This is a genomic window from Marinobacter sp. SS8-8 (assembly GCF_030540945.1).
GTDB lineage: Bacteria > Pseudomonadota > Gammaproteobacteria > Pseudomonadales > Oleiphilaceae > Marinobacter.
In genome coordinates, this window is sequence record NZ_JASSVN010000005.1 from 76,476 (window position 1) to 96,699 (window position 20,224).

Here is a 20,224-nt window from a genome sequence, read left to right on the forward strand (position 1 = left end):
GAGGTGCAATGCAGGACATACCGGGGTCAGATGAAAGCTTTCATCTGACCCCTTTTCCAACCCCTTTTCACTCTTCCCGCCCCTTCAGCGATTCCGCTTCAGCCCGGTGGCCACCATAATCCGTGTCGAAATTTCTTCCACTGAATAGGCCGTGGTATCCAGGTAGGGAATGCGCTCACGCCGGTACATCAGCTCGATTTCCTCGATTTCATGCATGCACTGCCTGACTGAGGAGTACCTTGAGTTGGGGCGGCGCTCGTTGCGTATGGTGGCGAGACGCTCGGGATCGATGGTCAGCCCGAAGACTTTCTCCTTGTGGGGCTTCAGGGCGGCCGGGATCTGCTGATCCTGCAGGTCTTCCTCGGTAATCGGATAATTGGCGGCCTTGACGCCGTATTGCAGTGCAAGGTAAAGGCAGGTCGGGGTTTTTCCGCTTCGCGACGCCCCCACCAGGATCAGGTCCGCTTCATCGTAATACCGGGTCCGGGCGCCATCGTCGTTATCCAGCGCAAAATTGACGGCCTTGATCCGCCGCTCGTAACTGCCCTCGTTGTTGATTGAGTGCGATTTTCCCACGGTATAGGAGGAGGAAGATTGCAACTCCTGCTCCAGGGGATTGAGAAAGGTTCCGAAAATATCCACCATGAAACCCCCGGCTGTCGAGATGATATCCCGGATATCACTGTTCACGATGGTGTCGAAAACCAATGGTCTCGCGCCGTCTGTTTCGGCGGCCTTATTGATGCGCTTAACCATCTCCCGGGCCTTTTCCTCGTCCGCAATGTAGGGGACGGTCACCCGCTCAAACTCGATTTTTTCAAACTGGGCCAGAAGACTGTGCCCCAGCGCCTCGGCAGTCAGGCCGGTGCCATCGGAAATGAAAAAAGCAGTGCGTTTCATGATGTATTGTCCGGTTCCGTATTCAGCGGGTGGTTCCCTAGGTAATTTTCGCGGGTTACAGTATCATACACGCCAAATTCGAGACCCCGCAGTGGATATTGCTTTTACCGCTTGATATCGCTGGCCCGGTTTTGCTCTTTGCTTCACAGACTCAAGGGAGACATGCTTTGGAAGATTACATTATCTGGTTTGACCACCTGGGAATGTCCGATGTCGACCGGGTGGGCGGGAAGAACGCCTCCCTCGGCGAAATGATCAGTAATCTCGCCAACGCAGGTGTTACCGTTCCAGGTGGTTTTGCCACAACAGCACACGCCTACCGCGAATTTCTGGCCAAAGACGGCCTGAAAGAGCGGATCGATAATGTTCTGGATGCTCTGGACATCAATGATGTCAACGAACTGGCCCGTGTAGGCGCCCAGATTCGTGAGTGGATTATTGATACACCCTTCCCGGATGCCCTGGAAAAGGCCCTGGAAGAGGCGTTCTCGGCACTTCAGGATGGCAACGATCACATGGCCGTTGCGGTGCGTTCCTCGGCCACCGCCGAGGACTTGCCAGACGCCTCGTTCGCCGGCCAGCAGGAAACTTTCCTGAACGTGGTAGGGCTTCAGCAGGTGCGCACCTCGGTTAAAGAAGTGTTTGCTTCACTGTTCAACGACCGGGCCATCTCTTACCGTGTCCACCATGGTTTTGATCACAAGATGGTCGCTCTTTCTGCTGGCATTCAGAAAATGGTGCGCAGTGAAACAGCGGCCAGTGGCGTTATGTTCACCCTCGACACCGAATCCGGGTTCCGGGACGTGGTTTTTGTAACGGCCTCTTATGGCCTCGGCGAAACCGTCGTTCAGGGTGCCGTGAACCCGGATGAATTCTATGTCCACAAGCCGACATTGGAGGCTGGCCGCCCGGCGGTATTGCGCCGCAATCTGGGCAGCAAGGCCATCAAGATGATTTACCATTCAAGCCCCGGTGAAGGCGAGTTCGTGGAAACAGTCAAGGTTGAGCCGGATGAGCGTAATCGCTTCTGTATTACCGATGCCGAGGTGGAAGATCTGGCACGCCAGGCAATGATTATCGAGAAGCACTACCAGCGCCCGATGGATATCGAATGGGCGAAGGATGGCGACGACGGCAAGATCTACATCGTCCAGGCCCGCCCTGAAACCGTCAAGAGCCGCGTCTCCGCCAACGTGATGGAGCGGTACCTGTTGAACGAAACCGGCAAGGTGCTGGTGGAAGGTCGCAGTATCGGCCACAAGATTGGCAGCGGCCCGGTGAAGGTTATTACCAGTATCAAGGAAATGGACCGCGTTCAGGCCGGTGACGTGCTGGTGACAGACATGACCGATCCGGACTGGGAACCGGTAATGAAGCGGGCCTCCGCCATCGTGACGGATCGAGGCGGTCGTACCTGCCACGCAGCCATAATTGCCCGTGAGCTGGGTATTCCGGCGGTGGTGGGTTGTGGTGACGCGACCGAGGTTTTGAAAGATGGTCAGGAAGTGACGGTTTCCTGTGCCGAAGGCGATACCGGTCTGATTTACGAAGGTGCCCTGGAATTCGAGCTGCGGGAAAATACCGTTGACTCCATGCCCGATATTCCATTCAAGATCATGATGAACGTTGGCAACCCGGACCGTGCCTTTGATTTCCAGGCGTTGCCCAATGAAGGCGTCGGTCTGGCCCGCCTCGAGTTCATCATCAACCGGATGATTGGCGTGCATCCAAAGGCCCTGCTGAACTTTGACGGGTTGCCCCGGGACATCAGGCAGACCGTTGAAAAGCGCATTTCGGGTTATTCGTCTCCGGTCGATTTCTACGTGGACAAACTGGTGGAAGGTATTTCCACCCTGGCAGCCGCATTTGCGCCGAAAAAGGTCATTGTGCGGCTGTCGGACTTCAAGTCCAACGAGTACGCCAACCTGATTGGCGGCACCCTGTACGAGCCGGATGAAGAAAATCCGATGCTGGGTTTCCGTGGCGCATCCCGCTACATTTCCGAAACGTTCCGCGATTGCTTTGAACTGGAATGCCGCGCCCTGAAAAAAGTGCGCAACGAGATGGGGCTGACCAATGTGGAAGTGATGGTGCCGTTTGTTCGCACCGTTGGTGAGGCGGAACAGGTGGTTAGCCTGCTGGCGGAGAATGGTCTGAAGCGGGGTGAAAACGGCCTTCGTGTCATCATGATGTGTGAGCTGCCGGCCAACGCGATTCTCGCCGAACAGTTCCTTGAGCACTTTGACGGCTTCTCCATTGGCTCCAATGATCTGACTCAACTTACCCTGGGGCTGGACCGGGATTCCGGCATCATCGCCCACCTGTTCGATGAGCGTAACGACGCCGTCAAGGCATTGCTGGCCAGCGCCATTCAGGCCTGCAAGAATGCGGATAAGTACATTGGCATCTGCGGGCAGGGGCCATCGGATCATCCGGATCTTGCCAAGTGGCTGATGGATCAGGGCATTGATTCCGTTTCCCTGAATCCGGATTCGGTGCTGGATACCTGGTTTTTCCTGGCCGACGAAACGATCGACTGACTACCTTTTGCAGGATAAGGAGAGCGGCAAAGTGACACGGATTATTACTCCGGACCTGTGCGACGAGTTTCCGGAAGTGCAGGTTGTGGCGCCCGGCTTTAACAACTACGGTGGTAACAAGGCGTTTGGCGGCGAGATCGTTACCGTGAAATGCTTTGAAGACAATTCCGTGGTGAAGGAGCAGGTTGGCCAGCCCGGCAATGGTCGGGTTATGGTGGTGGATGGTGGTGCCTCAAGGCGCCATGCACTGCTGGGCGACATGTTGGCGGAGAAAGCCGCCAGCAACGGTTGGGCCGGCCTGATTATCTATGGCTGTGTTCGGGACGTAGACGAGATTGGCAGCACCCCACTGGGCGTTCAGGCCCTGGGGACTCATCCCCGGAAAAGTGAAAAACGCGGACTTGGCGACCTGAATGTGCCGGTTGCCTTCCACGGCGTAACCTTCCACCCGGGTCATTATGTCTATGCCGACAACAACGGCATTGTTGTTTCGGAGAAGCCCCTGGTCTGATCCAGAAGCTATCTTGCAGGAACAATCAACGGCGGCTACTGGCCGCCGTTGATTGTTCAGCGAGTCACTTCGCTGATGTTCGTTCCGAGCAGGTAGCCGTCACCCTCCGGTTCGCACCGAATGACTTCGCATGCCGTTTCCAGTGGCGGAAACTGATCGCTGGTCGGGTGGAGGATCGTTTGCAGTTCTTCGCCAACGGCTATCTCACGCCCGACATAGAGCTGCATACCGGCTGCACTCAGGTTGCGGCAGACGCCGGTGAACCTGTTGCCCTGACTGTCGGTAATGTCGATTTCAGAGTTCACCTGCATGCGGTGAAAGTCGCGCTTTTCCGAGTAATCCTTCATGGCGTCAGGCCCAGTTGTCTGTTTTTCTTGTTGGTTTGAGCATCGGAATAATCAGTGCCAGCAACACACCGCCGAGGACCAGGCCGGCACCGAGTAGCATGAAGTCGTACTCCTTGCTGGCTTCGAGACGTTCGTTTTCCGCGGTAAGGACCTCAAGGTCGTTGCGGATCTTCTGGTTTTCCTCAAGGAGTTCGCGGTTACGGCGCGCCAGGTTGATAGAGTCGGATGCGATACTCTTGATGCGCTGAAGCTCTTCCTGGAGTTCCTGGGAGCGGTTCGAAAGCGACGATTCAGAGTTTTCCAGAGCGTCCCGTTCGCTGGTTACCTGGGTCAGTTGCTCTTTTACCCGGGCGAGTTCCGCACGGGTATTTTCCAACTGCTTGTTGGCTGTCCGGAGGCGGTCGGCGGCGATGGGTGTTTCACTCAGGTATTGGCTGGAGACCCAGCCCTCTGTACCCTTGGGGGTGCGAACCAGGGTATAAGCCGGATCGGAGGCATCAAGCACTTCCAGGGGCGTCCCGCTGGGCACGGCATTCTCGATAATCCGGTACTGGGTACCTGCGCCAGACCTCACCGGAAGGTACAACTGATCGTCCACCCAGACTGTTTTCGCCTGGGCAACGGCAATTGACAACACTGCAAACAACACGCTGATGGCGAGGCGAAAAAGCATCACTGGTTACGTTCCCTGAAATTCTCTGAATGAAGTCTGGGCATGATTAAAAGCGCAATTTTGTCACAGATGTGTGGCTGTGCAAGCGAGCCATCATTACAATAAACTCATGCTGCAGCGCAAGCGATCATGGTAAAACAGCCTTGAATGGTTTCACGGTAACCCTCTCGTATACGCCGGCCTCAATGTAGGGGTCAGAATCCGCCCATGCCTGTGCTGCCTCCAGCGAGTCGAACTCGGCAATCACCAGGCTGCCGGTAAAGCCGGCATCACCCGGTTCCGGTGTGTCCAGGGCGGGGTGCGGGCCGGCAACAAGCAATCTGCCCTCGGCTTTCAGTGCCTGCAGGCGCTCGGTGTGAGCGGGTCGCGCAGTCTGGCGCAGCGGCAGGCTGTTTTCGACATCTTCACTGATAATGGCGTAATACATTCAGCTCTCCGGATTGAAGTTCCTGACGTTACTGGCTGATAAATAATCAGCAGTCGTGCAGCGCCAGCGATGACTGGTACAATCTCCAACCATGGCATATCGCCCGTTACCCGCTGATTCAGGATGTTTCGTGACTATACCGCAAGACCCGGTTTTGTGCATTGATCTGCATTGCCACAGTACCGCCTCGGATGGCGCGCTATCACCGTCGGCGCTGCTTGAGCGCGCAGCCGAGCGCGGTGTCAGCCACCTTGCATTGACCGATCATGACACCATTGCCGGATTCGCCGAAGCCTGGGATGCGGCGGGGAAGCATGGTGTCACCCTGATTCCCGGGGTGGAACTGTCCTGCCTCTGGAAAAGCCGTACCATTCATGTTGTTGGGCTGGATTTCGATCCGGACAATGCTGGATTCCAGAGCGCCCTGGCGCAGCAAAACGAGAATCGCCGGGCCCGGGCAAGGATGATTGCCGAACGGCTGAGCAAGCTTGGCATCGATGATCTGCTGGAGCAGGCAACCGCTGCTGCGGGCGGCGATGTCCCGGGCCGTCCGCATTTTGCCGCGGTCCTGACTGGCGAGGGTGTCGTGCGTAACCCCGCGCAGGCGTTCAAGCGTTATCTGGGCAACGGCAAGGCCGGTGACGTAAAAGCCTACTGGCCCGAACTGCCGGAGGTGGTTCGCTGGATTAATGAGGCGGGCGGAATTGCTGTTCTCGCCCACCCACGTAAGTACCAGCTCACTGCCACCAAACTCCGGGCGCTGACGGCCGATTTCCGGAGGGCAGAAGGGCAGGCGATTGAAGTTTCCACTTCGGGGCAGTCCAGCGGGGATCTGGGATTTCTGGCGGCGCTGTGCCGAAGGGAAGGGTTGTTGGCATCTCAGGGCAGTGATTTTCACTTTCCCGGAGCACCCTGGTGTGAGCTTGGTCGCATCACGAAAATGCCAGACGGGCTTGAGCCGGTCTGGCATTCATTCAGGCAGCCAATTCTGAGTCCTGCGCCGGTTTAATCCGGCGCGTGAAACAGGAGATACAGATCGGTCAGTGAATCGGGAATGGCATCGGCCATGTGCCGGGACAGCTTGTCGCTGTTGCGAACCTTCTGAAAATCCTCGTCATCGAACAGCCCCGACAGCGCAAGCATGGGCACCATCAGGTCGGCGGTTTCCTCTTCGCTGGCAGCGTCCAGCCACTGTTCCTCGTGCGCAAGGAAAGTATCCACGAACCCGGCACACCAATTCTCCAGCGCGTTCATGGGGTCGCCGTCTTCCGGTTCCGGCAATTCCAGGGCCTGGCCCATATCCAGAGCGTGAGCCATGGCTCCGGCCAGCTGCTCGGCACAGCGCCTGAACACCTCAGGAACCCCGCCATCGGGCGCCTCATCGATACCTGTGGCGAGACGGAAGACTTCTTCCGCACCCAGGTCAGCAGGGCCAACGACGCTGGCGCAGACAACCCCGTGGAAGCCGAAGAAATCCAGGGCGTCATCGCCCCAGGGTTCGGCAAAGAGAATGTCTTCCAGCGCCTCTATGTCGGAGTTCGATAGCATCAGTTAGTTACTCCCGGTCTTTTTGGCCTCTTCCGCAGCCCTCTGGCGCTTGCGGACCTCTCGTGGGTCATTGTAGGCACGTCCCGGTGTAACCGGAATATTGACGGCCGGTGTTTCGGCAGATGCGTCCGTTTTGGTGGTCTCAGCCTCAGGCTTGTCAGTCTTTTCAGGCTGCGCATCCGGGGCCAGAGACGGCTCTGGCCCGGGCTGCCCTTTCGGGGCCGCCTTTTTCGGAGCGGTGGGCTTCGGCGCTGCGGCCGCTTGTGGCTTTTCGGCAGGGGCTGGCGCTTCAGAGCCGCCGGTCGGCTGCCCGGAAGCGGTCTCAGGCGCTTTTTGGGTCTTGGCAGGTTGCTTTGGTTCAGCTTCTGCTCTCTTTTCCGATTCGGCTTTCGGTGCCTCTTTCGCCTGCTCTGGCGCCTGGCTGCCAGAAGACGCTTCCGAAACAGCAGGCTGGTCGGCCTGGCCCTGTTTCGGATCTTGCTTCGGCGCGTCCTTCTGAATCGGCGCGGCTGCCTTGTTTTCAGGTTTTTCAGAAGCCTTTTCACGGCTATCCCGTGGCTGCCCGGCTTTCGTCACAGGCTTGTCGCCTTCGGAACTAAGCTCAGGCTGGGTGTCTTTTTGGTGCTTTTCGCTTCGGACTGCCTTGCGATCCGCTGGCGTGGAGGCCGGGTTTTCCGCCGGAGAGCCATCGCGATTACGCTGACGGCGGGGCTTGCGGCGCTTTTCGTCAGACGCGGTTTTTTCGCCACCGGCTGGCTTGGCGGCGCTTTCCTGCGGGCTGTTGTCCTTCTGGTCCCGCTGAGGTTTGTTGCGCCCACGGCCCTGGCTGTCCCGGCGGTTGTCAGTGCCCTTGCTGTCGCTTTTGTTGTCGCCTTTAGTGTCGCTGTCCCTGGTATCCGGGCCCTGGCGATTCTGGTTACCGCGGTTCGGGTCATCTTTGCGATTGCGATTGCGGCCACGGTTGTCCTCGTCACGGCCTTGCGGGCCGCCCTGGCGGCGTTCATTGCCGCTGCGGTTGCCGCCGGAACGCTGGTCGTCACCACGGGCTACGCGGGATTTTCGACGATCCTGGCGGCCCTGATTGCGGCGATCCTCACGCTGGCTTCTGCTCTTTTCGCTGGTCTCGGTTTGCGGTTCTTCCTCACCGCTGAAGAAGCCGGCAATCTTGCGGCCAAGGCGGCGGAACAGGCCTTCTTCCTGATCAACGGCTTCGGCAGCCCTGGGTGCCGGAGCGGGCGCGGGCGCACTGGGACGAACCGCCCGTACGGCTGCCTGTTCACGAACCGGTTTTTCCGCGACCGGGGCTTCGAAGATTTCCTCTTCACGCTCGCTGTATTCCTGGGCCACCTGGTGGCTGGAGATATGCTCGGGCGTTGTTTCGTCGTCGCGCATCCGGACGATTTCGAAGTGCGGTGTTTCCATGTGCGGCACGGGCACCACGACGACACTCACTTCCTGGCGCGCCTCGATATCTGCCAGTTGCTTGCGCTTTTCGTTCAAAAGGAAAGTGGCAACAGACACGGGAACAATAGCCCGCACTTCGCCGGTCTTGTCTTTCGAGGACTCTTCGTAGATCAGGCGCATGATGCTCAGGGCGAGGGATTCAATGCCCCGGATGGTGCCCTGGCCTTCGCAACGCGGGCAAACCTCGCTGCGGGTTTCTCCGAGGGAGGGGCGCAGGCGCTGACGGGACATCTCAAGCAGGCCAAATCGCGAAATCTTCCCGACCTGAACCCGCGCCCGGTCAATTTCCAGGGCCTCACGGATCTTCTGTTCAACTTCCCGCTGGTGCCTGGCGGGAGTCATGTCGATGAAATCGATGACAATCAGGCCGCCCATGTCACGCAGGCGCAGCTGGCGGGCGATTTCCTCGGCCGCTTCCAGGTTGGTCTGGAGGGCGGTTTCCTCGATGTCATGGCCCTTGGTGGCACGGGAGGAGTTGATGTCGATGGAAACCAGCGCTTCGGTTGGATCGATAACAATTGAACCGCCGGACGGCAACTTCACTTCCCGCTGGAATGCGGTCTCGATCTGGCCTTCGATCTGATAACGGCTGAACAGCGGGATTTCGTCCTTGTAAAGCTTGATCTTGTTCTCGAACGTCGGCATGACCGCGCGGACGAAATTCAGTACGTCCTCATATACGCCATCAGAATCGATCAGAACCTCGCCAATATCCTGGCGAAGGTAGTCACGTACGGCACGGATAATAACGTTGCTTTCCTGGTGAATCAGGAACGGCGCCTTGCGCTCGCCCGCGGCCTGGGAAATGGCTTCCCAGAACTGAACCAGGTAATCCAGATCCCACTGCAGCTCTTCGGTGGTCCGGCCAATGCCGGCGGTACGAACGATGATGCCCATGGATTTCGGTACCTGGACATTGTTCATGGCATCTTTGAGCTGGGCCCGCTCGTCGCCCTCAATGCGGCGGGAAATACCACCGGCACGGGGGTTGTTGGGCATGAGGACCAGATAGCGGCCGGCCAGGGAAATAAAGGTCGTCAGGGCGGCGCCCTTGTTACCACGTTCTTCCTTGTCGACCTGGACGATGACTTCCTGGCCTTCGGAGACCACATCCTTGATGTTGACCTTGCCCTCAATCTGACCTGGGGATTTCCTGAAGTATTCCTTGGAGATTTCCTTCAGGGGCAAAAAGCCGTGGCGATCAGCGCCGAAATCGACGAACGCAGCTTCGAGGCTGGGCTCAACGCGGGTAATGCGACCCTTATATACGTTGGCTTTCTTCTGCTCGCGGGAGCTGGATTCGATATCGAGATCAAACAGACGCTGGCCGTCAACGAGGGCGACGCGCAACTCTTCAGGATGAGTTGCATTGATAAGCATTCTTTTCATGGAAAGAAAGAGTTCCTGTCGTTTGGTTTGACAGAAAACCGGAGGGGATCGCATCAGCGAAGCAGGATGTGCGTACCGTGGGCCCTGTTACCTCAAGGGCGGACCGGCGGCCAGACGAATCAGACCCTTCGGGGGGTTGATCCTTTCGGTCTGAGACCAACGCCGACGATCCGGCTGCCTGTAGGCAGGGGGCGGTCGTGTAAGGTTCGTGTCTGTTGACGCATGTTATCCGTTTTCAGGTTCACTCAGGTGCCTGGGTCTCACGTCGTATTCGTAAGCTGGACGGCCCGGCCCTGCGTGGCAATGATTCTTCGCGATGTCGCCCGCGGTTTTCTGCGCGGTTTTTCTTCTCCCGGGGGAGCAGGGTTCAGTCTTTCCAAGATCTGGCCTGGTGCTCCGGGAGCATTTACTTCGCCGTTCCCGGTAATGATTGGGTGCACGGCGTTCAAACTCTCGAATAGTGTCGGTATACTTCTGCCGCTCCGGCTTCTGACTTGAGCTGATCAGGCCGTAGACAAACGGCAGAGCACGCCGAAATATAACAGTATTCAGGTTGCCGTTCAATCCTGTATTCAGTCACTACCATAGGAATTCCATGTCCCGCAAGCGTGCGAACAAGAAGCCAGCCAGAGTCAGGTCCGACAAGGCGGCACCAACGCCCATGGAAAGGGGGGGAGGTGATGTGGCGTCACACCGCGGCGACGCTCGCCAGGGCGTGCTTTGGGTTACTGTGGATGAGGACAACGAAGGTCAGAGGGTGGATAATTTTCTTTTGGCGCAGCTGCGTGGCGTGCCAAAGAGTATTATCTATCGGATGGTCAGAAAGGGCGAGGTTCGGGTCAACAAGGGGCGGGTGAGGCCAGACACCCGGCTGAAAGCCGGCGATCAGGTGCGGATTCCTCCCGTAATTCGCAAGGAAAAACCGGAGCAGGTCGCGCCCGGCTCCCGGGTGCAGGGGGTCGTTGAGGCCGCGATCCTTTTCGAGAATGAACAGATGCTTGTGGTCAACAAGCCCTCAGGCATTGCCGTTCATGGCGGCAGTGGCCTGAGTTTCGGTCTGATTGAGGTCCTGCGTTCGGCCCGGCCATCGGCCAGGTTTCTGGAGCTTGTGCATCGGCTGGATCGTGACACGTCCGGCTTGGTCATGGTGGCCAAGAAGCGCTCAGCATTGCGCTATCTGCAGGACGAGCTTCGCCAGAACCGGATAAGAAAGCACTACCATGCGTTGGTGGCGGGCGACTGGCCGGCCAGTGTTGACCGGGTTGATGCTCCCCTTCTGCGTTACGAGATGCCCAATGGCGAGCGTCGGGTGAAGGTTGACCAATCGGGGAAAGTTTCATTGACTGCCTTCCGTTGCCTTTATCGTTATCAGGGCTACAGCCTGGTGGAGGCCTCACCTATAACCGGGCGAACACACCAGATCAGGGTCCACAGTGCCTGGGCGGGTCATCCGGTTGCAGGTGACGACAAGTATATGGATGATGTCAGCCTCAAGGCATTTCGGGCGATTGGTGGTCAGCGCCTTATGCTGCACGCCCGGACGCTTGAATTTACCCTGCCGGCCTCTGATGAATCCATGCGCCTGGAGGCACCCTACGACGATGCATTTAGCGACATGCTCGGGAAGCTTTCCGGGCGCCTCAAAGGAACAGTTCGATGAATGTCAGAGTGGTTATTTTTGACTGGGACGGGACCCTGGTGGACTCGGTTGAGCACATCGCAGGCAGTCTGCATCAGGCTGCAACCGATCTGGGCTACCCGGCCCTGGAACCTGAGGCCTACCGCGATATTATCGGTCTTGGCATGGTCGAGGCGCTGGAGAAGCTTTACCCGGGTATCGGCCGGGAAGAGATGAGCGCTATCCGGGAAGGTTACGCCCGCTACTTCTTCAGCAAGGTCACCACGCCTCAGAACGTGTTTGAGGGCATGGCGGATGTGGTTGCTGACCTTCGCGGTTCTGGCCGAAGCTGTTCCGTTGCCACTGGCAAGAGTCGTCGCGGGTTGGATTTCGCCCTGGATTCCAGTGGCCTTGGCGGTTACTTCGAAATCACCCGCTGCGCGGATGAGACCCGCTCAAAACCTGACCCTGCCATGCTTGAGGAGATTCTGAGTTTCTATGGAATCGAACCGGGTGATGCGGTAATGATTGGTGACACCCGCTACGACCTCGAAATGGCCCGGCGTATCGGAATGCCTTCCATCGGTGTCGAGTGGGGTGTACACAAGCGCGATGTTCTGGGTGACTATTCGCCCCATGCTATTGTTGATACCGTGCCCGGCCTGCGCCGGGTACTTGGGCTCTGAGAGAGCCGGATTGGCCAATTTAATTAATGTTGCCGACAGGGTGAATAAATGAGCGACTGGGATTCCGATAAGTCCCCTGGTTGGGGAGATGAGCCGGTAGAGCCGGAAAAGGACACTAAGCCGTTGTTCGGCCGCAAGTCGCCAAAATTACCGCCGGAGTCGGGCCGGGACTGGAAACTCATTGAAAAACTGGTGATGTCGCTCCAGGCCGAGCAGCGCAGAAGCCGCCGGTGGGGAATTTTTTTCAAACTCCTTACCTTCGGTTATCTGATTGCGTTGCTTTTCATGCTGAAGGTTCCGTTCGGAGACACGTTGAGCAGTGTCTCTGGTAAGCATGCCGCCCTGGTTGAGATTAGCGGCCCGATAGCGGCAGATGAGCTGGCGAGCGCTGATAATATTGTCGGTTCGCTTCGTTCTGCTTTTGAGGCGCCAAATTCGGTGGCGGTGATTCTTCGCATCAATAGCCCCGGCGGAAGCCCGGTTCAGTCGGGGTACGTATACGATGAAATAAAGCGGCTGCGTGAAGAATATCCGGAAAAGAAAGTGTATGCCGTGATTTCCGACATCGGCGCTTCCGGGGCTTATTATATCGCCGCGGCTGCCGATGAGATTTACGCCAATCGTGCCAGTCTTGTGGGGTCCATTGGCGTCGTCGCCGGTGGCTTCGGCTTTACCGGTGTGATGGAAAAGATTGGGGTTGATCGACGCCTGTACACGGCGGGTGAGAATAAGGCCTTCCTTGATCCTTTCTCGCCAGAGCAGGAAGAAGAAGTGATGTTCTGGCAGGGCGTGCTCGAAAACACCCATCAACAGTTCATTGAGGCGGTAAAGCAGGGTCGGGGTGATCGGCTGGCCAATGATGAGCGTCTGTTCAGCGGTCTGGTCTGGAGTGGCGACCAGGCGGTGGAGCTCGGCCTGGTGGATGGGCTGGGCAGCGCTTCGCACGTCGCCCGGCAGATTATCGGCCAGGAAGAGCTGGTGGATTACAGTCGCCGCAAATCGCCGCTCCAGGACATTGTTGACCAGCTTGGCGTTGCCTTCGGAGCGGGCTTTGCCAGTCAGTTGGTGGAGTCCCGTCTGGAGCTTCGCTAAACCTGGGCCGCATCAGGCCGGTTTTCCAGCAGCGGATTCCGGCCCCAGCGTCGCAGCATGTCATTCAGGGCAATCAGTGGCAGGCCCACGAGGCTGTTCGGGTCCCGGCCTTCCAGTGCTTCAAAAAGAGTGATGCCAAGGCCTTCCATCTTGAAGCTGCCTGCGCAGTCATAGGGCAGTTCTCGCCGCAGGTAAGCCTCAATTTCCTCGGCTGTCAGTACCCGGAACCGGGCATTGTAGGGCTCGCAAAGACTCTCCAGTTTCCCGGAATCGGAGTCCAGCAGGGCAAGGCCTGTGAGAAACAGCACCCTGTGACCGCTGCTCTGATGCAACTGGCTCGTTGCCTGTTCATGGTTGCCGGGTTTGCTGAGCACCGAACCATCCGGGAGGCAGGCGACCTGGTCCGAGCCAATGATCCAGTGGCCGGGGAACCGCTCTGCCAGGGCGCGGGCCTTGCTTTCGGCCAGCCGCGTGACCAGCGACTCTCCGGATTCGCCCCGCTGCGGCGTCTCGTCGATATCGGGACTGGCGCAGGTGAACGGCAGGCCCAGCCGGTCCAGGAGTGTCTTTCGATAAGGCGATGAGGACGCCAGCAAAAGCGGTTTTCGGGACATCTTTAGAATCCTTTGAGTGCCCGGGCAGTGTATCCGGAGTGCGCCTATCGTAAATTACACCCTTCTGCACGGGAACCCCTGCCCAAAAAGCAACGAAGTCTTTGACAGCAGAGGGCTGCGCCCCTAAAATTGCGCGCCTATGCCAAAAGCGCCGAACGCCGAGTTACCCAAATCTGTTGATCCTTACCGGTTGGCGGAACAAAACAGCACTCTGGAGGGAACCATTCCCCTCAGCGGGCTTGGCCGTTTCCGGGAAGCTGTGCTGGGGTTTTCAGAGAATGCTGCGTGTCGGGTGACCTTGTCCTTTTATATGGACAGTGAGCGTCGCCGTGTTGTCTCGGGTGAGCTGGAGGCTCCGGTGGAGCTGGAGTGTCAGCGCTGCATGGGTTCCATGGCCGTGACACTGTTTTCCCGGTTCAGCCTGGGGTTGGTAACCAGTGATGAACAGGCGAGACAGCTGCCGAACGAGCTTGAGCCTTACCTGACCGATGATTTCAGCGCCGATCTTTGGTCAATGGCAGAAGATGAGCTGTTGCTGGTACTGCCACCGTTCCCGCTTCATGATCGGAATGAATGTCCGGCCCGGGAAGATCTTGAGGCTTACGAGCCTGGCGGCTCTGCTGCAGCGCCGCTGAGGAAGTCGGGCGAGAACCCGTTCGGCGTGCTGGCGGATCTCAGGAAGACAAAGCATTAACCGGGCGTGGGTTTCCTCAGGGAAAGGAAAGCCGGCACCCATCAAACGAGCACAGGTTACTTTCCGAGTAATACAAAGTTTACGTTAACAGGTCAGGAGCATAATCATGGCTGTACAGCAAAACCGCAAAACCCGTTCCAAGCGTGGCATGCGCCGTTCACACGACGCTCTGAGCACAGCCGCTCTGAGCACCGATGCGACAACCGGCGAAGTTCATCGTCGTCACCACGTGTCTGCAGACGGTTTCTACCGTGGTAAGCAGGTAATCGAAGCGCGCGACGAGTAATCTCGTTGTCGCCAAGCACCGCACGGAATCGGATGGCGGAACGGTGAAGCCGGTCACCATTGCGATTGACGCCATGGGTGGCGACCGCGGAGCCACGGTTGTGGTTGCTGCGTCGCTAAGGGCGGTGCGTGAAAATGAAGCCTTGAGCATCGTTCTGGTGGGAGTCCGGAGCGAGCTTGAGGCTTTGTTGCGTGAGGGGCATGCAAGAATCCGCATTGTTGAGGCGGCGGATGTGGTGCGCATGAATGAGCGCCCGTCCCATGCCCTTCGCCACAAGAAAAACTCATCCATGGCCATTGCCCTGAGCCTGGTCCGTGATGACGAAGCCCAGGGCTGTGTCAGTGCCGGCAACACCGGTGCCCTGATGGCGTTTGGCCGTACCATCATCCGCATGTATCCGGGCATTGAGAGGCCGGCTATCGCCAAGCTGATTCCCTCTCTCCGGGGGCGTTGTCATGTCCTTGATCTTGGCGCCAATGTCGATTCAACCGCGGAAAATCTCTACCAGTATGCCCTGATGGGCTCCCTGATGGCCTCGGCTATCTGCCAGCAGGCGGAACCCCGGGTGGCCTTGCTGAATGTCGGAGAAGAAGAGATCAAGGGCAATGAGCAGGTCCGCCTGGCCTCTCACATGCTGGCCCAGTGCGACACTGTCAATTATATCGGTTATGTGGAGGGAAGTGATCTTTTCCGGGATGTGGCCGACGTGGTTGTGTGTGACGGGTTTGTTGGGAATATCGCCCTGAAAACCGGTGAAGGCGTTGCCGGACTCCTGATTGAGTTGATGGAGCAGGCGTTCACCCGAAATCTCTACGGCAGGCTGGTTGGTCTGCTGGCCAGGCCGATTATTGGCCGGCTGCTTCGATTGATGGACCCCTCCCGTCACAATGGCGCCAGTCTTCTCGGGTTGCAGGGCGTGGTTATCAAGAGTCATGGCAACGCCAACGAGCGGGCCATGCTTTCAGCCATTCGTCAGGCTGTCCGGGAAGTCGAGCTGGAAGTGCCCCGCCGGATCAATGAGCGCCTCGACGACCTCATGCTTTGAACGCCTGAGACTAAAGTTTGCCCCGATCTGACCACGCATTCGCGGATAATGGGCTTACCTTGTACTATTGGCTAATCTCCCGTAACCCCTTAATGACGATAAGATCCCCCTTATGAAATCAGCTTTTATTTTCCCCGGACAAGGGTCACAATCCGTTGGCATGCTCTCGGCGGCCGCTGAAGCCTGGCCCATGATCAACAGAACCTTTGCTGAAGCCTCTAACGTGTTGGGCTATGATCTCTGGCAGCTTTGCCAGAAGGGCCCGGCCGAGGAGCTGAATAGAACCATGGTCACCCAGCCTGCATTGCTGACGGCCAGTGTCGCCCTGTGGCGCCAGTGGTTTGTTGCAGGCGGCCGCAAGCCGGACTTCCTCGCCGGCCATAGCCTGGGCGAGTACAGTGCTTTGGTTGCCTCAGAGAGCCTTGACTTCATTGAAGCGGTGAGGCTGGTTCGCCTTCGTGGTGAGCTCATGCAGGATGCCGTGCCGGCAGGGGAAGGCAAAATGGCGGCTATCCTGGGTCTTGGGGATGATGATGTCGTCGCTGCCTGTGAAAGCGCTGCTCAGGGCGAGGTTGTCTCCGCCGTGAACTTCAATGCGCCGGGGCAAGTCGTGATCGCCGGTTCGGCGGCTGCCGTTGAACGGGCCATTGAAGCCTGTAGGGAGAAGGGCGCGCGTAAGGCCATGCCTTTGCCGGTCAGCGTTCCGTCCCATTGCGCCCTGATGAAAGGCGCGTCGGAAGAACTGGCAAAAGCCCTGGATGATGTACGCTTTAATGATGCTGTCATCCCGGTTATACAAAATGTTAACGCCGCGGCCGAGACGGAATCCGCTACACTGAAAGCCAATCTTCTGAGGCAGCTCTATTCGCCGGTCCTGTGGACAGATTCTGTTCGTACCCTCGTGGGCAACGGTGTGGAAGTGGCTGTTGAGTGTGGTACCGGCAAGGTCCTGGCTGGACTTGCAAAGCGTATTGACCGGACACTGGCGGTTCACAGCATCGAAGATCCGGACTCGCTGGCGAAGGCGCTCGACGCATTCAGCCAGTCCTGAAACGAAAGGGAGTGATTCATGTCTCTGGAAGGTAAGATTGCGCTGGTCACCGGTGCAACTCGCGGAATTGGCCAGGCGATTGCCCGTACACTGGCCGAGCAGGGCGCTGAGGTCATCGGTACGGCCACCAGCGCCAGCGGTGCCGAATCCATCACCAACGATCTGCAGTCAGCCGGACTCAAGGGCTACGGCATGGTTATGAATGTGGCGGATCCCGCCAGTATCGAGGCAGGTCTGAAGGAGCTGACCGGGAGATCCGGTGCGCCGCTGATTCTCGTCAATAATGCCGGCATTACCCGCGATAACCTGCTGATGCGCTTGAAAGACGAGGACTGGGCGTTGGTTCTGGAAACCAACCTGTCCAGCGTTTATCGCACCAGCAAAGCTGTGCTTCGCGGAATGGCCAAGGCGAGATGGGGTCGGATTGTCAATATCAGTTCCGTGGTTGCCGGTATGGGTAATCCCGGGCAGGGTAACTACTGCGCCGCCAAGGCCGGGGTGGAGGGCTTTACCCGAAGCCTTGCCAAGGAAATGTCGAACCGGGGCATTACCGCGAATTGTGTGGCGCCGGGATTTATTGACACGGATATGACAAAAAAACTGGACGACAAGCAGCGCGAGGCTATGCTGGAAATCATACCCGCGGGTCGGCTGGGTGAGCCGGAAGAAGTGGCAGCTGTGGTTGCCTTCCTGGCATCAGATGCCGCCGGATACGTGACGGGTGAAACCATCAACGTAAACGGTGGAATGTACATGGGATGAGCTTCGTTCCGGAGCCTGTGCGCAACTCCTTGTCGCGCAACATGTTTGACAGAATCCCTGCTTGTTTGCAGGTAGGGTTTAAACTAAACTGGCAGCACTTGAGTTGCTTGGTTGACACACAAAGTGAGGACATTATGAGTACAGTTGAAGAGCGCGTTAAGAAGATCGTTTGTGAACAGTTGGGCGTTAAAGAGTCCGAGGTTCAGAACTCATCTTCTTTTGTAGAGGATCTTGGCGCTGACTCACTGGACACCGTTGAGCTGGTTATGGCCCTGGAAGAGGAATTTGAAACCGAGATTCCTGACGAGGAAGCCGAGAAGCTGGCAAGTGTTCAGGACGCGATCGACTACATCGTCGCGCACACCTGATACTCTGCATTCAAGAAAGCCAGGCAAAAAGCCGTCCTTGTGAAACATCGGGGGACGGCTTTTTTGTTGGCTGAAAATCCGGTTCAGTCCGGGTTCAGGTTTATACGGACAAGATCAGGTGCAAGGGGTTATGAGTAAACGGCGAGTTGTTATCACAGGCGTGGGCATGCTGTCTCCTCTGGGAAATGACGTGGAGTCATCCTGGGAAGGTATCCGGGCAGGACGCAGCGGGATAGGAATGATCGACCGCTTTGACACGTCGGGTTACAATACCCGGATTGGGGGTGCCATCCGTGAGCTGGATATGGAGCCATACCTCTCGGCCAAAGACGCCAGAAAGCTTGATGCATTTATTCATTATGGCCTTATTGCCGCCCAGCAGGCAGTGGATGACAGTGGTCTTGAAGTTTTTGAGGCGCTTGACCGGGAAAGAGTGGGGATTGCAATCGGCTCCGGGATCGGTGGTCTCGAGTACATCGAGAAAAGCGTTCTGACCATGGACAAGTCCGGTCCTCGCAAAGTCTCGCCTTTTTTCGTGCCGGCCTCTGTGATCAACATGATTTCCGGCAATGCGGCGATCCGTTTCGGCTACCGTGGTCCCAACATCGCAATTGTTACTGCCTGCACCACCGGCACTCACAATATCGGCTACGCTGCCCGCACCATTGCTTACGGGGATGCCGAGGTGATGCTGGCCGGCGGCTCGGAAATGGCAACAACGCGTACCGGAATGGCGGCCTTCTCGGCCGCCCGGGCACTTTCAACCCGCAACGACGAACCCGCCAGGGCAAGCCGGCCGTGGGACAAAGACCGGGACGGATTTGTGCTGAGCGACGGTGCGGGTGTCGTTGTTCTTGAAGAGCTGGAACACGCGAAGCAACGAGGTGCGACTATTTATGGTGAGGTTGTCGGCTTCGGCATGAGCGACGACGCCCACCACATTACCGCGCCTCCGGAGGGTGGCGAGGGAGCGGCCCGGTCCATGGCGAATGCGATCCGGGATGCCGGCCTGAAGCCGGATGAAATCGATTATATCAATGCCCACGGCACGTCAACCCAGGTGGGGGATGTGGCGGAAGTGGCTGCGGTCCGGCGTATATTCGAAGGCCATGCCGACAAACTCGCCATGAGCAGTACGAAATCCATGACCGGACACCTGCTTGGTGCTGCCGGTGCGGTCGAGGCGATCTTTTCGGTGTTGTCGATCCGCGATGGGGTGTTGCCCCCGACCATCAATCTGGACAATCCCGATGACGGCTGCGATCTGGATTTCGTTGCCCACCAAAGCCGTAAGGCGGATGTGCGGGTGGCGTTGTCTAACTCCTTCGGATTCGGTGGCACCAATGGAACCCTGATTTTCCGGCGCTTCGAAGGCTGACCATGGCCGTTTTTCACCTGTTTTGGGCAGAGGAGGGCGGTCTGCCGGCGGATGACCGGGGGCTGGCCTATGGTGATGGCCTGTTCGAGACCATCCGTATGGTTGGTCAAAAAGGTGTTCTTCTTTCCCGACATCTTGAACGTATGGTGCGGGATGCCAGCAGACTTGGGATCAATGTTTCGCGCCGGGAACTCGCGGCTGTCTGTACCCAGGCTGGCCAGCGTTTTTCTGGGCGATTCAGCGATGATGGCTGGATTCTCAAACTGACCCTGACCCGTGGCGGAGGCGTTCGTGGTTACCGCCCGGACCCAGGCATGGTGCCAAACCTGCTTGTGTCTGCGTCTCCCCTGGCTTCCACGCCCGATGCCTCAGGGGTTGTGGTCGATTTCTCCAGGGTTCCGTTGACGGTCAACCCTTTGCTTGCCGGCATCAAATCCCTGAACCGGCTTGAGCAGGTGATGGCGGCAGCCGATCTTGGCCGGTCTCTGTTTGAAGTCATAATGTCTGACAGCGACGGCAATCTCGTGGAAGGTACCCGGACCAATCTTCTGTTGCGGGTGGATGAGGCCTGGGTGGCGCCGCCTGCCGCCTGCCTGGCCGTTGCTGGAGTCTTGCGCCAGTGGCTGCTGGAGCGCCTGAGACAAAGGGGGGAGGTGGTGACCGAGCGACCGCTGACGGTCGAAGACGTACTGGGCCCGGAATGCCGGGGCCTGTTTCTCCTGAACAGCGTTCTGGGGATTGTTCCGGTTCGCACCATTGCCGGTCATGATTTGCCTGTCGATAGCGGACTTGCGACAATCTTCAATCCTCTGGAATTACTGGAATAAATCG

21 protein-coding genes are annotated in these 20,224 nt (G+C 57.9%); 14 read left to right on the plus strand and 7 right to left on the minus strand.

The genetic code is table 11. From position 1 onward, the window contains the following. Nucleotides 1–84: 84 nt before the first annotated feature. The gene (locus QPL96_RS07070) at nucleotides 85–900 is read right to left on the minus strand and encodes a pyruvate, water dikinase regulatory protein (RefSeq protein ID WP_303286596.1); all 816 of its coding nucleotides are present in this window, start codon (nucleotides 898–900) and stop codon (nucleotides 85–87) included. 167 nt (nucleotides 901–1,067) lie between these two features. Here QPL96_RS07070 and ppsA point away from each other — a divergent pair, with 167 nt between their 5' ends. Together ppsA and rraA are read left to right on the plus strand one after the other, a co-directional pair. Continuing rightward, nucleotides 1,068–3,440, plus strand: coding sequence for a phosphoenolpyruvate synthase (gene ppsA / locus QPL96_RS07075; protein ID WP_303286597.1), 2,373 nt, complete (start codon nucleotides 1,068–1,070; stop codon nucleotides 3,438–3,440). A gap of 31 nt (nucleotides 3,441–3,471) precedes the next feature. Then, nucleotides 3,472–3,951, plus strand: a complete 480-nt coding sequence (gene rraA, locus QPL96_RS07080) for a ribonuclease E activity regulator RraA (RefSeq protein WP_303286598.1) — start codon at nucleotides 3,472–3,474, stop codon at nucleotides 3,949–3,951. A 56-nt stretch (nucleotides 3,952–4,007) separates the two neighbouring features. Here rraA and QPL96_RS07085 read toward each other — a convergent pair whose 3' ends face one another. The 3 genes from QPL96_RS07085 to QPL96_RS07095 form a co-directional block, all read right to left on the minus strand. Beyond that, nucleotides 4,008–4,298: a PilZ domain-containing protein gene (locus QPL96_RS07085; RefSeq protein WP_303286599.1), complete on the minus strand. Its 291-nt coding sequence runs from the start codon at nucleotides 4,296–4,298 to the stop codon at nucleotides 4,008–4,010. A gap of 4 nt (nucleotides 4,299–4,302) precedes the next feature. After that, nucleotides 4,303–4,971 (minus strand): TIGR04211 family SH3 domain-containing protein, encoded by a 669-nt coding sequence (locus QPL96_RS07090; protein WP_303286828.1) that lies wholly within the window; start codon nucleotides 4,969–4,971, stop codon nucleotides 4,303–4,305. A 127-nt stretch (nucleotides 4,972–5,098) separates the two neighbouring features. Beyond that, nucleotides 5,099–5,398, minus strand: a complete 300-nt coding sequence (locus QPL96_RS07095; protein WP_303286601.1) for a YciI family protein — start codon at nucleotides 5,396–5,398, stop codon at nucleotides 5,099–5,101. A 130-nt stretch (nucleotides 5,399–5,528) separates the two neighbouring features. Between QPL96_RS07095 and QPL96_RS07100 the strand changes: the two genes are divergently transcribed. Further along, on the plus strand, nucleotides 5,529–6,407 hold the full coding sequence (locus QPL96_RS07100) for a PHP domain-containing protein (RefSeq protein ID WP_303286603.1): 879 nt from the start codon (nucleotides 5,529–5,531) through the stop codon (nucleotides 6,405–6,407). Here the strand turns inward: QPL96_RS07100 and QPL96_RS07105 are convergent. Both QPL96_RS07105 and rne read right to left on the minus strand, forming a co-directional pair. Further along, the gene (locus QPL96_RS07105; protein ID WP_303286605.1) at nucleotides 6,404–6,946 is read right to left on the minus strand and encodes a YecA family protein; all 543 of its coding nucleotides are present in this window, start codon (nucleotides 6,944–6,946) and stop codon (nucleotides 6,404–6,406) included. The two genes, QPL96_RS07100 and QPL96_RS07105, sit on opposite strands and share 4 nt — an antisense overlap. Nucleotides 6,947–6,949: 3 nt before the next feature. Beyond that, nucleotides 6,950–9,799: a ribonuclease E gene (rne, locus tag QPL96_RS07110; RefSeq protein WP_303286607.1), complete on the minus strand. Its 2,850-nt coding sequence runs from the start codon at nucleotides 9,797–9,799 to the stop codon at nucleotides 6,950–6,952. 595 nt (nucleotides 9,800–10,394) lie between these two features. Between rne and rluC the strand changes: the two genes are divergently transcribed. Genes rluC through QPL96_RS07125 form a run of 3 tightly spaced genes read left to right on the plus strand, consistent with a single transcriptional unit; the run spans nucleotide 10,395 to nucleotide 13,195 of the window. Beyond that, nucleotides 10,395–11,459 carry a 23S rRNA pseudouridine(955/2504/2580) synthase RluC gene (gene rluC / locus QPL96_RS07115; protein ID WP_303286609.1) on the plus strand — a complete coding sequence of 355 codons (1,065 nt, stop codon included), beginning with the start codon at nucleotides 10,395–10,397 and terminating at the stop codon, nucleotides 11,457–11,459. Beyond that, nucleotides 11,456–12,103 carry an HAD family hydrolase gene (locus QPL96_RS07120; RefSeq protein WP_303286611.1) on the plus strand — a complete coding sequence of 216 codons (648 nt, stop codon included), beginning with the start codon at nucleotides 11,456–11,458 and terminating at the stop codon, nucleotides 12,101–12,103. Before rluC ends, QPL96_RS07120 begins: the two co-directional genes overlap by 4 nt. Before the next feature lie 48 nt (nucleotides 12,104–12,151). Further along, nucleotides 12,152–13,195, plus strand: a complete 1,044-nt coding sequence (locus QPL96_RS07125) for a S49 family peptidase (protein ID WP_303286614.1) — start codon at nucleotides 12,152–12,154, stop codon at nucleotides 13,193–13,195. On the opposite strand, the gene QPL96_RS07130 is transcribed toward QPL96_RS07125, so the two are convergent. Next, nucleotides 13,192–13,809 (minus strand): nucleoside triphosphate pyrophosphatase, encoded by a 618-nt coding sequence (locus QPL96_RS07130; RefSeq protein ID WP_303286616.1) that lies wholly within the window; start codon nucleotides 13,807–13,809, stop codon nucleotides 13,192–13,194. The genes QPL96_RS07125 and QPL96_RS07130 overlap by 4 nt on opposite strands. Nucleotides 13,810–13,948: 139 nt before the next feature. Between QPL96_RS07130 and QPL96_RS07135 the strand changes: the two genes are divergently transcribed. From QPL96_RS07135 to QPL96_RS07170, 8 genes are all read left to right on the plus strand, one after another. Next, nucleotides 13,949–14,503 carry a YceD family protein gene (locus QPL96_RS07135; RefSeq protein WP_303286618.1) on the plus strand — a complete coding sequence of 185 codons (555 nt, stop codon included), beginning with the start codon at nucleotides 13,949–13,951 and terminating at the stop codon, nucleotides 14,501–14,503. Between the two features lie 106 nt (nucleotides 14,504–14,609). Beyond that, nucleotides 14,610–14,789, plus strand: coding sequence for a 50S ribosomal protein L32 (gene rpmF / locus QPL96_RS07140; RefSeq protein WP_303286620.1), 180 nt, complete (start codon nucleotides 14,610–14,612; stop codon nucleotides 14,787–14,789). Nucleotides 14,790–14,832: 43 nt separating this feature from the next. Further along, nucleotides 14,833–15,834 (plus strand): phosphate acyltransferase PlsX, encoded by a 1,002-nt coding sequence (gene plsX, locus QPL96_RS07145; RefSeq protein ID WP_303286623.1) that lies wholly within the window; start codon nucleotides 14,833–14,835, stop codon nucleotides 15,832–15,834. 112 nt (nucleotides 15,835–15,946) lie between these two features. Beyond that, entirely contained in the window at nucleotides 15,947–16,885 is a 939-nt protein-coding gene (gene fabD, locus QPL96_RS07150; RefSeq protein WP_303286626.1) for an ACP S-malonyltransferase, read from the plus strand. A gap of 18 nt (nucleotides 16,886–16,903) precedes the next feature. After that, nucleotides 16,904–17,647, plus strand: a complete 744-nt coding sequence (gene fabG, locus QPL96_RS07155) for a 3-oxoacyl-ACP reductase FabG (RefSeq protein ID WP_303286627.1) — start codon at nucleotides 16,904–16,906, stop codon at nucleotides 17,645–17,647. Between the two features lie 134 nt (nucleotides 17,648–17,781). Further along, entirely contained in the window at nucleotides 17,782–18,015 is a 234-nt protein-coding gene (acpP, locus tag QPL96_RS07160; protein WP_012136033.1) for an acyl carrier protein, read from the plus strand. Between the two features lie 130 nt (nucleotides 18,016–18,145). Next, the gene (gene fabF, locus QPL96_RS07165; RefSeq protein ID WP_303286631.1) at nucleotides 18,146–19,393 is read left to right on the plus strand and encodes a beta-ketoacyl-ACP synthase II; all 1,248 of its coding nucleotides are present in this window, start codon (nucleotides 18,146–18,148) and stop codon (nucleotides 19,391–19,393) included. A gap of 2 nt (nucleotides 19,394–19,395) precedes the next feature. After that, complete coding sequence (locus tag QPL96_RS07170; protein WP_303286633.1) at nucleotides 19,396–20,220, plus strand: aminotransferase class IV; 825 nt, start codon at nucleotides 19,396–19,398, stop codon at nucleotides 20,218–20,220. Nucleotides 20,221–20,224: the final 4 nt, after the last annotated feature.